11 protein-coding genes, 2 pseudogenes and 1 riboswitch are annotated in these 12,599 nt (G+C 61.0%); of the genes and pseudogenes, 9 read left to right on the top strand and 4 right to left on the bottom strand.

Annotation, left to right across the window (positions count from 1 at the left end):
* The first annotated feature begins 45 nt into the window (after window positions 1–45).
* Window positions 46–654 (top strand): LysE/ArgO family amino acid transporter, encoded by a 609-nt coding sequence (locus RCCGE510_RS10295; RefSeq protein WP_007629649.1) that lies wholly within the window; start codon window positions 46–48, stop codon window positions 652–654.
* Between the two features lie 124 nt (window positions 655–778).
* Here the strand turns inward: RCCGE510_RS10295 and RCCGE510_RS35520 are convergent.
* Window positions 779–958 (bottom strand): annotated as a pseudogene (locus RCCGE510_RS35520) (hypothetical protein); the annotation flags it as partial.
* A 72-nt stretch (window positions 959–1,030) separates the two neighbouring features.
* Between RCCGE510_RS35520 and RCCGE510_RS10285 the strand changes: the two are divergent.
* Both RCCGE510_RS10285 and RCCGE510_RS10280 read left to right on the top strand, forming a co-directional pair.
* Complete coding sequence (locus RCCGE510_RS10285) at window positions 1,031–1,972, top strand: LysR family transcriptional regulator (protein WP_192815297.1); 942 nt, start codon at window positions 1,031–1,033, stop codon at window positions 1,970–1,972.
* Between the two features lie 100 nt (window positions 1,973–2,072).
* Entirely contained in the window at window positions 2,073–2,228 is a 156-nt protein-coding gene (locus RCCGE510_RS10280; RefSeq protein WP_007629644.1) for an entericidin A/B family lipoprotein, read from the top strand.
* Between the two features lie 72 nt (window positions 2,229–2,300).
* Here the strand turns inward: RCCGE510_RS10280 and RCCGE510_RS10275 are convergent, their stop codons facing one another.
* Window positions 2,301–2,663: a hypothetical protein gene (locus RCCGE510_RS10275; RefSeq protein WP_007629642.1), complete on the bottom strand. Its 363-nt coding sequence runs from the start codon at window positions 2,661–2,663 to the stop codon at window positions 2,301–2,303.
* A gap of 21 nt (window positions 2,664–2,684) precedes the next feature.
* Entirely contained in the window at window positions 2,685–3,686 is a 1,002-nt protein-coding gene (locus RCCGE510_RS10270; RefSeq protein ID WP_192815296.1) for a glycine betaine ABC transporter substrate-binding protein, read from the bottom strand.
* Between the two features lie 45 nt (window positions 3,687–3,731).
* Here RCCGE510_RS10270 and RCCGE510_RS34710 point away from each other — a divergent pair, with 45 nt between their 5' ends.
* From RCCGE510_RS34710 to RCCGE510_RS10255, 4 genes and pseudogenes are all read left to right on the top strand, one after another.
* On the top strand, window positions 3,732–3,920 hold the full coding sequence (locus RCCGE510_RS34710) for a hypothetical protein (protein ID WP_157179888.1): 189 nt from the start codon (window positions 3,732–3,734) through the stop codon (window positions 3,918–3,920).
* A gap of 480 nt (window positions 3,921–4,400) precedes the next feature.
* Window positions 4,401–5,855 (top strand): cobyric acid synthase, encoded by a 1,455-nt coding sequence (locus RCCGE510_RS10265; RefSeq protein WP_007629638.1) that lies wholly within the window; start codon window positions 4,401–4,403, stop codon window positions 5,853–5,855.
* A gap of 350 nt (window positions 5,856–6,205) precedes the next feature.
* Window positions 6,206–6,976: an SDR family oxidoreductase gene (locus RCCGE510_RS10260; RefSeq protein WP_007629636.1), complete on the top strand. Its 771-nt coding sequence runs from the start codon at window positions 6,206–6,208 to the stop codon at window positions 6,974–6,976.
* A 123-nt stretch (window positions 6,977–7,099) separates the two neighbouring features.
* Window positions 7,100–8,328 (top strand): annotated as a pseudogene (locus tag RCCGE510_RS10255) (adenylate/guanylate cyclase domain-containing protein).
* Between the two features lie 4 nt (window positions 8,329–8,332).
* On the opposite strand, the gene RCCGE510_RS10250 reads toward RCCGE510_RS10255, so the two are convergent.
* The gene (locus RCCGE510_RS10250) at window positions 8,333–10,123 is read right to left on the bottom strand and encodes a chloride channel protein (RefSeq protein WP_007629634.1); all 1,791 of its coding nucleotides are present in this window, start codon (window positions 10,121–10,123) and stop codon (window positions 8,333–8,335) included.
* A gap of 258 nt (window positions 10,124–10,381) precedes the next feature.
* Window positions 10,382–10,778, top strand: a riboswitch (cobalamin riboswitch).
* Between the two features lie 254 nt (window positions 10,779–11,032).
* Here RCCGE510_RS10250 and cobU point away from each other — a divergent pair.
* Together cobU and cobW are read left to right on the top strand one after the other, a co-directional pair.
* The gene (gene cobU / locus RCCGE510_RS10245) at window positions 11,033–11,542 is read left to right on the top strand and encodes a bifunctional adenosylcobinamide kinase/adenosylcobinamide-phosphate guanylyltransferase (RefSeq protein WP_007629632.1); all 510 of its coding nucleotides are present in this window, start codon (window positions 11,033–11,035) and stop codon (window positions 11,540–11,542) included.
* Window positions 11,543–11,546: 4 nt separating this feature from the next.
* Window positions 11,547–12,596, top strand: a complete 1,050-nt coding sequence (gene cobW / locus RCCGE510_RS10240) for a cobalamin biosynthesis protein CobW (protein ID WP_007629631.1) — start codon at window positions 11,547–11,549, stop codon at window positions 12,594–12,596.
* The last annotated feature ends 3 nt before the right edge of the window (window positions 12,597–12,599 follow it).

Genomic DNA, 12,599 nt, shown 5'->3' with positions numbered 1-12,599 from the left:
GCGATACGACACCACTTACCAAAGTCAGGGGCGCTCGCCGAAACGATGGATATTTCAATCTATGTCACCGGCCTGATGATGGGCCTCAGCCTGATCGTCGCGATCGGCGCGCAGAACGCTTTCATCCTTCGCCAAGGCCTGCGCAATGAACACGTCTTCGCCGTCTGCCTCGCATGCGCGCTCTCCGATGCCGCGCTGATCGTGCTTGGCGCGACCAGCCTGCAGCAAATCGCCAGGGTCATGCCCTGGCTCGATCCGGTCATGCGCTATGGAGGAGCCGCGTTTCTGGCCTTTTACGGAGCGAAAAGCCTCTATTGCGCCTTTCGCTCGTCCGCCGCTCTCACGGAAGCAGAAGCGCGACCATCGAGCTTTCGGCAGACGCTCATGACGTGCCTCGCGCTCACGTGGCTCAACCCGCATGTCTATCTCGACACGGTCGTGTTGCTCGGCACGATATCGACACGCTACCCAGGACAGCAGGCTTCGTTTGCCGCTGGGGCGGTGACGGGTTCTTTCCTGTTTTTCTTTTCGCTCGGATACGGCGCAAAACGGCTACGGCCGATCTTCTCCAAACCCTCATCTTGGCGAATGCTGGAAACGCTCGTCGCGTTCACGATGTGGATCATCGCCTTCAAACTGCTGGGCGGGATGTGATCAGGTCGGCGACCTTCTTGCGGATCCGCGGGTCGGCCGAGCCTTTCTGGGTGGGCACATCGACGAGGTTGCGAGTTGATACCAATCTGGGCGGATTCAAAGGGATGAAGCGGTCGCTACCACGCCCATCGCACGCGCGGCGCTCCGGGGCGGTCAATTCTATTTTGGGCTGACAATCGGCCAGGAGATGCGACGGGAAGCGCCTTAGCTGCCCAAGTGCTTGTTCATGGTTCGCATCCCTGCGTCTCTGCGATTTGAACGCGGAGAGGGCCTGTACGATATTCCAAATGCTGGTTTGTGACATGTCGGGCCTCCTTTGCTAGTTTAGTTCCGACCCGTCCAGATATGCGGCTCGATTGACATTCAATCAAACAAAATGATATGGGGTTATAAATCAGAAAAATTGAAAGATGCGACGATGAGCATTCCCTTTCGCCGTCCCATTCCTTTGCTTGACAATGATGTGCTGCGTACCTTCGTCGCCATAGCCGAGACAGGCAATTTTTCCACAGCCGCCGAGGCGGTCTTCCGCACGCCGTCGGCGGTCTCGATGCAGATCAAAAAGCTTGAGGAACAGCTTGGCGCGACGCTGTTTTTACGCGATGCCCGCTCGGTCTCGCTGACGCGCCACGGCGAGATGCTCTTGTCCTACGCCCGCAACATCCTGGCGCTGTCCAACGAAGCGGTGTCGCGCTTCATCATGCCGGAGCTCAGCGGCGTCGTCAGGCTCGGCGCGCCGGAGGATATCGGCGAGCGGCTGCTGCCGAGCATTCTCAAAAGCTTCGCCGAGAGCTATCCCGGCATCATGGTCGACGTGACGATCGACATGAGCATGGGGCTGAAGAAGCGCATGGAGGAGCAGCGGCTCGACCTGGCCTTGATCAACTGTGCGACGCGGCCGTTCCCGACCGGCGGCGAGGTGGTGTTCCGTGAGCGGTTGGTTTGGGCCGGCGCCAGGTGCGGTTCGGCGCATCGCCGCGATCCCCTGCCGATCTCGATCTGGGAGGATGGCTGCATCTGGCGCCAGGAGGCTCTCTCCCAGCTCGAACGCAACAAGCGGCATTATCGCGTCGCTTATCTCAGCGGCCACACCATGGCGCAGCGCGCCGCCGTGCTCTCCGATCTTGCCATTGCGCCACTGCCTCTGTCCTATGTCAATGAGGACATGGCGATCCTCGGCCCGCAGGAAGGTCTGCCGGAACTCGGCGCTTTCGATATCCGCCTGCTGACCGCCTCGCAGGTGTCGGGACCGATCGAGACGGTGGCCGACAGCATTCGCGGCGCCTTTGCCGAGAGAGCGAAGGCGGTCGCCGCCTGAGGATCTCTTTCAGCCGTTGAACCTTTTGTTTCCTTGTGCGTTATCGGCGCGAACGGCATCAGTCCCGTTCGGGGTCAATTTCAAAACAAGGATATTCGAAATGACGACAACGGCCAAAATCGCCGCAGCATTGATGGTTCTTCTTGCCCTTTCCTCCTGCGGCAACACGATCCGCGGCATGGGAAAAGATACGGCAAACACCGTAAACGCCACGCAGGATGCCGGCCGCTCGGTTGACCGCGCTGCAAAGAAGTAAAGACCGTTCAGATTCTTGCGGGGATGCCGGATCAAGCGTTCCTGGGCCGGATCATGTATTGACCGGGCCGGATCAAGTGTTGACCGGGGGGTAAGCCTTTTCCAGCCCGCCGGATCGGTCTAGACCGGTCCGGAAGGCTTGGTACGCAGGATGCTGGCTGGAGCGGGCCGTTTCCATCAGCCTGATCTGAAGCCGATCCGGCGCATGTGCTCCGAGCCATATTCCGAGGTTTTCCAGTTTCAGCGAGTTCAGGAAACGCGATCCGGCTGCGAGATCGAGATGGCGGCGCAGGCCGTCAAGCAGGTTGTCGTCCTGAGCGACATTTTCCAGAAGCAGCGTCAGATACGATTTGTCCGTCTCCGACAGCGCGGCGAGCTTTTCCGCAACGGTATCGCGGTCGGGAAAGGGAACGTTGCCTGTCATCGAATCGTCCATACGTGATCGTGTTTTTTGCCGTTATAAACTCGCCTTGACCTTCTCGGCTACATCGGCGGGCACCCATTTCATCCAGAGGCCCTCGTAGTTGCGAAGGAAATGGATCGCGGCATCCTCGTTGCTTTCGTGGTTTTCGTCTTGCCAGGCAAGCACCTGGTTGATCGTCTGATTGTCCCATTTGCGGGTTTTGAGATAGGTAGTGACGGGTCCGGCGCGGCTGGCAAAAGACCTGGTCATCAACGTGAAGGCGCGCGAGACCGGATAGGAATTGAGCTGGGGCCTGAGGCAGCCGGCAACCGCCGTACAGCGGTCCCATTCGGTCTTGTCATGACCGACGCCGAAGCTCAGGCGCGTCATCTCGTATTTGCCGAGGATTGCGGTCGGCGCCCAATAATAGCCGAGCCAGCCGATCTTATTGTCGAAGGCGCGGGCAATGGTGGCGTCGAGCCGTTCGGGGCTCCCTGTTTCGACGAGTTCGAAGCCCTTTTTGTCGGCGGCAAGCGCCTTGAACAGGTTGGTGGTTGATATCTGACAACTCCAGTCGGCCGGGCAATTGTAAACAGCGCCCTTCGTGGCATCGTCTTCGGCGGGGAAGAGTTCGGGATGTCTCAGCGCATCTTCGACCGAACGGATGTCGGGATTGGCGTCGGCGATGAATTTCGGGATCCACCAGCCCTCGACGGCTCCGTCGGCCAGGATCTCGGCTCCCTGCACCAGCCGGCCGGAGTTGACGGCCTGATCGAGCAACGCCCTGACGGAATTGATCCAGTACTCGGAGGCGATGTCGGGAGTGCCTTTCTCGTTCATCGAGGCGAAGGTCGGCAGGGTGTCGCCGTCGACGATGGTGACGACGCAGCCGTAGCCCTTTTCCAGGATGATCTTGTCGAAGCTCGCCGCAATACCGGCCGAGGCCCATTTCATCTCAGCAATCGAAACATTGCCGCATTCGGCGGCTTCGGCCGGCGCGACGATAGAAAGAGCCGCGGCAAAGACGGCCGGAATCAGAAACGTCTTCATCGTCATTTCCCCGAATTCTTCTTTACAGCGCCGGTCTTTTCAGACGCGCTGATGACGCTGGAATACCTTCAATCTACGGACGCGCAGCCAGGGTCGGAAATCAGCGACAAATCCTTCTGGCGCCCAAAGGAAATGATTGACGGGCGATGCCGCGACATACATTTCCGGTTCATGGGTGCCTTCCGTCCTTGCGGCTCCGGCAGCTCATTGCAGGTCATGCTCGAAAATGGCGGTTTTTGAGAAGCCTACGCGTTCGCTCGCAGAAATCAACCTTCTTCTGCTGATGGTTGCGGGACTAAATTATTGAATTCGAAGAATTTATCTCAACATCCCGAAAATGGCGCCTTTGAGCGAACTGCACGCTCTTGGCGATCACCGTCGGGTCTTCTGCAGAAATTTCGGCCAGAATGTCAAAAAAGATCAAAATTAACATTTGCGTAAGGCTTCAATAACTCTCCGGTAAGAATGTGCCGTTATCAGTTGGGTCGTGGCGGGAATGACCGCCGCTTCTCCGGTTCAGGTAGTGCGTACCGGAGAAAGCGAGCTTCGCCGTGTAGGGGTGATGACGCCTGAGTTTTCGGCAAACCGCGCAGAGCCAAGGCCATGCGCGGTTTTCGCGTTTCCGCGGGAAGCTTGCCCAAGCCAAGTCTTACCCTGTGCCAAGTCTTGACCCGGTATCGTCGGCCATTGTAGGCCTCGCCTCAGCGAAAGGCGGCCACTATGGCAAGAGCGATCATGCTGCAGGGAACCGGCTCGGATGTCGGAAAGACGGTACTGGTCGCGGGCCTCTGCCGGCTGGCGGCCAATCGCGGGCTTACTGTGCGGCCGTTCAAGCCGCAAAACATGTCTAACAATGCAGCGGTCGCCGATGACGGCGGCGAGATCGGCCGGGCGCAGTGGCTTCAGGCCCTGGCTGCACGCACGCCGTCCTCGGTGCACATGAACCCGGTGCTGCTCAAGCCGCAATCGGAAAACGGCAGCCAGATCATCGTACAGGGCAGGGTGTTCGGGCAGGCGAAGGCGCGCGACTATCAGCGGCTGAAGCCGCAGTTGCTCGGCGCCGTGCTCGAGAGTTTCGAAAAAGTGGCAGCAGATGCCGACCTCGTTATCGTCGAGGGTGCCGGATCGCCGGCCGAGATCAATCTCAGGGCCGCCGATATCGCCAATATGGGTTTTGCGACGCGGGCCGGCGTGCCTGTCGTGCTTGTCGGTGATATCGACCGTGGCGGCGTCATCGCCTCGCTCGTCGGCACACACGCTATCCTTGATGATGGCGACCGAGCAATGGTTGCGGGTTATATCATCAACAAATTCCGCGGCGACGTTTCGCTGTTTGACGACGGCATCTGCGCCATCGAAGGCTTTACCGGCTGGCCGTGTTTCGGTGTCGTGCCGTGGCTGCCGGGTGCGGCCCGGCTGCCGGCCGAAGATTCGGTCGTGCTCGAACGGCTGGCGAAGGGCGGAACGGGCGCGCTGAAGATCGCCGTGCCGGTGCTGCCGCGCATTGCCAATTTCGACGATCTCGATCCGCTGAGGAGCGAGCCGGATGTCGAACTGGTCTTCGTACGATCAGGCGCGCGGCTGCCAGCGGATGCAAGCCTCGTCATCCTTCCCGGCTCGAAATCGACGATATCGGATCTCGCCGACTTGAGGGCTGAGGGCTGGGACCGCGATCTCCAGGCGCATGTCAGGCACGGCGGCCGGGTGATCGGCATTTGCGGCGGCTACCAGATGCTCGGCCGCACGGTGCGCGATCCGCTCGGCATCGAGGGCAAACCGCTCGAGACGCCGGGGCTTGCGCTTCTCGATGTCGAGACCGAGATGGCGCCCGAAAAAACTGTGCGCAACAGCCATGCCCGCTCGACCGAGTATGACGCATCGCTTGCCGGCTACCAGATCCACCTTGGCATCACGCGCGGCCCGGATTGCATTCGGCCTTCGGCGATCGTCGACGGGGCGCCCGACGGGGCGCTTTCGGCTGACGGCCGGATTATGGGCACCTACCTGCATGGGCTCTTCGGCAGCGACGCCTACCGCGCCCTGCTGCTACAAAGCTTCGGGTTATCAGGCGAGCGAAGGAATTACCGCGAGAGCGTCGAACAAGCGCTCGACGAGATTGCGAGCGAGCTGGAGAAGCATCTCGATGCGCGCTGGCTTGCGGGGTTGCTGGGGTAGGGATGTGTGTTGGGCGGGGATTGCCGCGCTGCCTTGCTCCCGCTGGAAGGACGTCCCCTACGGTATGTGCGGTTGATCAGAGATGCTTAACCTCTCCTCCGTCATTCCTGTGCTCGTCACAGGAATCCAGCGTGCCCAGGTCCCTGGGCGCGAGAGACTCCCTGCCTGGGAAAGAGTCATTCACGGCGCAGACGCGCCGTGACTGGATTCCTGTGACAAGTGGGGCGCTATCGAAAGAAGAGATGCTGGGAGCAGCGATTTGCGTCCAACGTCTGCCTTTCTGCTCTTGCCAAATTAGTTGACTGAGTCCATTAACCGTCCCGGAGGAGCTAATCGGGAACGGTAAGACCATGAGCGTGTTGGATAGATTTTCACTGGCAGGTCAGGTGGCGCTGGTGACCGGCGGCGGTCGTGGTCTGGGCTTCGAGATGGCACGCGCCCTTGCAGAGGCCGGCGCCCATGTCATCGTTACCGGACGCACGGCGGCGACGTTGGAAGACGCCGTAAGAATCATCCGTGCCGCCGGCGGCACAGCGGAGGCTGCCGCCTTCGACGTCGCCGACCGCGAGGCACAGCGTGCTGCGATGGCCGATATCGAAAGGCTTCACGGCCGTCTCGACATTCTGGTCAATAATGTCGGCGCCCGTGACCGGCGGCCGCTGGCCGAATTCGATGATGATGCGATCATGGAACTGCTGCGCACCGATCTGGCCGCTGCAGTGACGCTTTCACGGGACGCCGCTGTGCTGATGAAGCGGCGCAATTACGGCCGCTTGATCGCGGTGACCTCGATCAGTGGCCATGTCGTCATGCCCGGTGACTGCGTCTATCCGGCAGCCAAGCAGGGCCTGACCGGCCTGATGCGCGGCATGGCGGTCGAATTCGGTCCGCACGGCATCACCAGCAACGCGATTGCGCCGGGCTGGTTTGCAACCGAGACCAATGCGGCCATGGCCGTGAACGAGGAATTGATGCCCTTCGTGCGCCAGCGCATTCCGGTCCAGCGCTGGGGGCGCCCCGACGAGATCGCCGGTGCGGCGCTGTTTCTTGCAAGCGGCGCCGCCTCCTTCGTCAACGGCCACGTGCTGACCGTCGACGGCGGCATGACGGTCAGAATGTGAGCGACGATGTCTGTCGTCCAACCGTTTTCATATGAAAAGACTTCCCGTCCTTGATGGCTGGAAATATCGGCTTGGCGCGACTATCAATTGATATGGCGGCAGCCCGGTTCGGCATCGCCGCCCATTTGCCCGATTTGCCGTCATAAGATTGCCTCGGCTCATGTGGAGATTCAAAAATTAGCGATCATATTCAATGGATTATAGAACAGGGAATCACCAGCGAGCATATCGGTGACCTCATTGGGGGGCTGTGTGATCGGCTGATCGCCGATGGCTTTCCGATATGGCGGGGCAGCATCGCGATGCCGTCCATTCATCCGATGTATGGCGGCGTCTCGGCCAATTTCGTGCGCGGCGGTGTCACCACCATCGAGAACGCCGAATATGGAACTGCGGCAGTGCTGAACTTTGAGAAGACGCCGATCTATTATCTGCTCGGCCGTAACGAGACGTCAGGGCGCTGGAACATCGCCAAGGGTGAGGGTGTCGACGACTATCCGCGGCTTGCGGAATTCGCGCTTGACGGCGGCACGGATCACCTTGTCAGCCTGTTGGAGTTCCCGAAGGAGGCTGCGCTGCGCGGTGTCAGTCTGTCGCTTACAAGCGACAAACCGGGTGGATTCTCCGATGATCAATTGGCGATCATTGCCAGGTTTTTCCCGGCACTGGGGCTTGCTTGCTACCGCATCGCGGCTTCGAAAACCGCCGCGGATATCCTTGCTGTCTACACCGGCGCCAAGACAAGTGCACGCATCCTTGCGGGCGATATTCAGAGAGGCACGGGAGGCTCCATCAATGCTGCGATCCTGCTTGCCGACCTCAGAAACTTCACTGCGCTGACCGAGGTCTACCGGCCTGGAGAGATCGCCGGATTTCTGAACGAACATTTCGACCTGATCGGCCGGCACGTCGAGGACAATTCCGGCGAGATCCTCAAATTCATGGGCGACAGCGTGCTGGCGATCTTTCCGACCGACGCCGAGGACCCGCAAAAGTCATGCATGGCCGCCTTGATCTCCGCACGGAATATTTTGGAAGCGAACAAGGCGTTGAATCATCAGCGGACGGATAATGGAGGCCCCGATATCGGGGTCGATGTCGTGCTGCATCTCGGCGAGGTGTTCTATGGAAATATCGGCGCGCGTGGCAGGCTTGACTTTACGGTGATCGGCAGCGCCGTCAACGAGGCCTCGCGGCTCGAGAAGCTCTGCGGCACGCTCGGGCACCATCTCCTGATGTCGGAGAGTTTCGCCGTCACCTGCGCGGTTGCGAGCCAATGTCTGGGATCCTTCGAGTTGCGCGGTGTTTCGAAGGCGGTCAACGTTTTCAAGCCCGCCGACGTTTGTTCCTAGCGGTTCAGATCTCGCCTGAGACCTCACGACGGCGACGGTCGAGTTCTTCGCTGTAGCGGCGGAGCGTATAGCTTTCGCTGAGCTGGCCGATCACCTTGCGTTCGATCAGGTTGTTGACGACGGCGAGGGCTTCGCTTTCGCTCTTGTCGAAGATCGCTGCCGCCTGCCTGGCATTCATCTGCGGCTGCAGGAAATCGTTGCGGTAGTGGATGAAATCGGCAAGCGTCTTGCCCTCGTCCTGCGCGTCGGTCGGGTTGGCGTAGATCTCCGGCACCAGTACGAGGCCTGCATATTTGTCGCTCTCCTCGACGAGGATGACACGCTGGGTCGAGCCGATCGGGAAAGCCTGTTTGAATTCCTCCAGGGAGATGCTTGCCTTTGCCGTCTTGATGTCGGCGCGCATCAGCTTGTCCACCGTCAAGTTACGGATCCAGCCGACGTCATGGGCGCTGCGGATGCTTTCGCCGCGCAGATGGAAGCGCCAGGTGGCGAAGGAATAGCCGAAGGTCGAGCGGACGACGAGCGAGGAGGTGATGACGGCGGCGAGCACGAGCGCCGTGATCGGAAAATCGCCGGTAATTTCGAGCGCCAGGAACGTCATCGTCAGCGGCCCGCCGATGACGGCGACGGCGAGCGAGCTCATGCCGACGACGGCATAGATGACGGGCGTCAGCGTCGCATCGGCGAAATAAGGGCCGCAATAGGCAAAGAGCTTGCCGAGCAGCGCGCCCATGAACAGCGAGGCGAAGAACAGGCCACCCCTGAAGCCGGAGCCGATCGAGATCGCCGAGGCCAGAGATTTCAACAGGAAGAGGCCGATCAGCGCCGGGATCGCCACCTCGCGGGAGAGATTGAGATGCAGCGCACCGTGGCCGGCCGAGAGCACCTGTGGCGAAATCATCGCCAGAAGTCCGACGACAATGCCGCCGAGCGCCGGGCGGAAGGGAGGTGCGATCGAGCTCTTGCGCGCCAGCTCCTCGACGAAGGAGACGCCCTGCATGATCAGGATGCCGACGCCGGCGCAGAAGATGCCGAGCAGCATGGCTGGGACATAATCGGCCGGCACGACCGAGCCGAAGCTGCCGATATCGATGGTGAAATCGCCATGGGTGAGCAGCCTTGCGATCAGGGTGGAAACCAGTGCCGAGACGACCACAGGGGTCAACGACACGATCGTATAGGTGCCGATAATCAGCTCGAAGGCATAGAAGGCGCCGGTCAGCGGCGCGTTGAAGGCGGCGGCGATGGCGCCCGCCGCACCGCAGCCGACAAGGACGCGCAGGTCTGAGCGGCGAAGCTGCAGCTTCAATCCGAATTTCGAGGCGAGGCCGGCGGCAAGCTGGGTATAGCCGGCCTCCAGGCCGACGGAGGCGCCGAACCCGTTGGAGATCAGGTTCTGCACGGCAACGATGATGCTGTCGGTTAAGGACAGGCGGCCGCCATGCAGGGCATTGGCCTCGATCGGGTCGACCATCGGTTTCTTGCGTCGCTTCGCCAGTACGAACAACAACAAGCCGAGCAGGGCGCCACCGATGACCGGGGCGGCAAGAAGCAGCAGCTTGTCGTCGATCACCGACGAGCTCAGCCGCTCGCTGTCGGCGATGCCGAAGACCAGCTGATGCAATTGATTGGAGACATAGCTCATGCCGGTGACGGCAAGGCCGGAGGCGATGCCGACGACGGCACCTGCCAGCGACAGGCCGACCTCACTACGACGCGTCAGCGCCCGCAGCCGCCCCGGATCGAAGAAAACACGCAGCGCTCGGAACCGGCGCCGATCCAATTTCATCAGCATGGCAAAACAACTAGGCAGGAAGAGGCCCGGTCAAGGGCACAGGGGGCGGCGCAGTCCGCTTGCGACGCAATTGCGGCGAAAAGCCGGCGCCCGGGATAAATAATTGTGACGTAAGTACCTGATAAATGACGATGTTTTAGGTAGGGTAAGTCGTGTTGCCGGCGCTGCTTCGGCTGGCCGGCCATTCCCGACCGTCGAGACCGGTTGACTTCACCCCTGAGCTTGCCTAACCATCCCTCAACGGATGGTCACCTGACCATCCTTGATATAACGGATGGTTCCGGATCGGTGTTACGCCTTCCGGATGAAAAGGGAATGTGACGAGGCGGACCCAAGCCGGGCGTCTTCATCACAGCCGACCCCGCGACTGTAGAGCGGTCAGGGTCTTCCATCCGGCATCGAGCCCTTCCGGCCAGTTGCCTGCAATGGTGCAGGCGGGCGGGATGGGTCCCAATGCCGGAAAAGCCACTGGACATGCATGATGATCAACCGGGGTCGGACGCCTCTCAATCTACGAATCGTCCACCTTTTCATCGATGCAGCCGGGAAGGCGAGGCAGATCCGCTGGCACGATCAGGGCGACCGGTTTCCGGTCTGCCCCGATCGCGGCCGATAACCGCGAGCCAGGAGACCTGCCATCCCGTGCCGGGCGAGAAGCCCAACCCTGGGCAAGAGGCCCGCTGCCAGCACGGAGGTTGTTTTGGCTGAACGATTGAATTCGGCGCGGCTTGGCGCGGCGCGCGCGACGCCTCCACGCAGCGCTGCAAGAGGAGTGCTTTCGGCCGCTTATGTCGAATGTGCGGGACCCCCCTCTGCCCTGCCGGGCATCTCCCCCACAAGGGGGGAGATCGGCAAGCAGCACGGCGGTCGTCCTCAAGGCTACGCACTCTCCCTGAGGGGCGTTTGAGTATGACCGCCACCTTCATCCTCGGCGGTGCACGCTCTGGCAAATCCCACTTCGCCGAGTCCCTTGTTGTTTCGACCGGCCTCGATCGCCACTATCTCGCGACCGGTCGCGCCTGGGACGAAGAGATGCAGGCACGCATTGCCCAGCACAGAGCCGATCGCGGCCCGTCATGGACGACGCATGAGGAGCCGCTCGATCTTGTCGGCACGCTCGCTGCCATCGACGGCGAGGGCCGCGTCGTGCTCATCGATTGCCTGACACTCTGGGTCACCAATCTGATGATGGACGAGCGCGATATGGCGGCGGAATTTTCCGCGCTCACCAATTTCCTATCGCAGGCGAAGGCGCAGCTCGTCTTCGTTTCCAACGAGGTCGGCCTCGGCATCGTGCCGGATAATCGCATGGCGCGGGAATTCCGCGATCATGCCGGTCGGCTGCACCAATCGATTGCGGCCAAGGCCGCCGAAGTCTATTTCATCGCGGCAGGCCTGCCGTTGAAAATGAAGGGTTAAGTTCATGAACCAGCAGAAAATTCCCGCAACCGTCATCACCGGCTTTCTCGGTGCAGGCAAGACAACGATGATCCGCAACCTGCTCACCAATGCCGGCGGCAAAAAGATCGCGCTCATCATCAACGAGTTCGGCGATCTCGGCGTCGACGGCGACGTGCTGAAGGGCTGCGGTGCTGACAATTGCAGCGAGGACGACATCATCGAGCTGACCAATGGCTGCATCTGCTGCACCGTCGCCGACGATTTCATTCCGACGATGACGAAGCTGTTGGAACGCGAGCAGCGCCCCGACCACATTGTCATCGAAACCTCAGGCCTCGCCTTGCCGCAGCCGCTGGTCGCCGCTTTCAACTGGCCCGACATTCGCACCCAGGTGACGGTCGATGGCGTCATCACGGTGGTCGACAGCGCGGCTGTTGCGGCCGGCCGTTTCGCCGACGACCATGATGCCGTCGATGCGGCGCGCGCCGAGGATGAATCGCTCGATCACGAGAGCCCGATCGAGGAACTGTTCGAGGACCAGCTCACCTGCGCCGACTTGATCGTGCTCAACAAGACCGACCTGATCGACGCGGCCGGCCTTATCAGGGTGCGCGACGAGGTCGCCTGCCGCACGGTGCGCAAGCCGGTGATGATCGAGGCGAAGAACGGTGAGGTGTCAGCTGGCATCCTGCTCGGCCTCGGCATCGGCACCGAGGATGATGTCGCCAATCGCAAGTCGCATCACGAGCTGGAGCATGAGGACGGCACGCCGCACGACCATGACGAATTCGACAGCTTCGTCGTCGATCTCGGATCCATTGCCGATCCCGCCGGCTTCGTCGAGGCACTGAAGGGCATCATATCAGCCCATGACGTGCTGCGCCTCAAGGGGTTCGTCGATGTGTCAGGCAAGCCGATGCGCTTGCAGTTGCAGGCCGTCGGCAACCGCATCGACCATTATTTCGACCGCGCCTGGGCGCCGGGGGAAAAGCGCGGCACCCGCCTCGTCGTCATCGGTCTGCACGAGATGGACCAGGACGCCGTGAGGGCGGCGATCGAGGCGCTGGCGTAATTC

The sequence above is a fragment of the Rhizobium sp. CCGE 510 genome, from assembly GCF_000292525.1.
Lineage (GTDB): Bacteria > Pseudomonadota > Alphaproteobacteria > Rhizobiales > Rhizobiaceae > Rhizobium.
The sequence above is the reverse complement of the archived record's forward strand: the minus strand, read 5'-3'. Positions and strand labels throughout refer to the sequence as shown.

Coding starts and splice junctions, on each gene's coding strand:
- RCCGE510_RS10295 (WP_007629649.1), top strand. CDS start 46: ATGGATATTTCAATCTATGTCACCGGCCTGATGATGGGCCTCAGCCTG.
- RCCGE510_RS10285 (WP_192815297.1), top strand. CDS start 1,031: ATGATATGGGGTTATAAATCAGAAAAATTGAAAGATGCGACGATGAGC.
- RCCGE510_RS10280 (WP_007629644.1), top strand. CDS start 2,073: ATGACGACAACGGCCAAAATCGCCGCAGCATTGATGGTTCTTCTTGCC.
- RCCGE510_RS10275 (WP_007629642.1), bottom strand. CDS start 2,663: ATGGACGATTCGATGACAGGCAACGTTCCCTTTCCCGACCGCGATACC.
- RCCGE510_RS10270 (WP_192815296.1), bottom strand. CDS start 3,686: ATGACGATGAAGACGTTTCTGATTCCGGCCGTCTTTGCCGCGGCTCTT.
- RCCGE510_RS34710 (WP_157179888.1), top strand. CDS start 3,732: ATGACGCTGGAATACCTTCAATCTACGGACGCGCAGCCAGGGTCGGAA.
- RCCGE510_RS10265 (WP_007629638.1), top strand. CDS start 4,401: ATGGCAAGAGCGATCATGCTGCAGGGAACCGGCTCGGATGTCGGAAAG.
- RCCGE510_RS10260 (WP_007629636.1), top strand. CDS start 6,206: ATGAGCGTGTTGGATAGATTTTCACTGGCAGGTCAGGTGGCGCTGGTG.
- RCCGE510_RS10250 (WP_007629634.1), bottom strand. CDS start 10,123: ATGCTGATGAAATTGGATCGGCGCCGGTTCCGAGCGCTGCGTGTTTTC.
- cobU (WP_007629632.1), top strand. CDS start 11,033: ATGACCGCCACCTTCATCCTCGGCGGTGCACGCTCTGGCAAATCCCAC.
- cobW (WP_007629631.1), top strand. CDS start 11,547: ATGAACCAGCAGAAAATTCCCGCAACCGTCATCACCGGCTTTCTCGGT.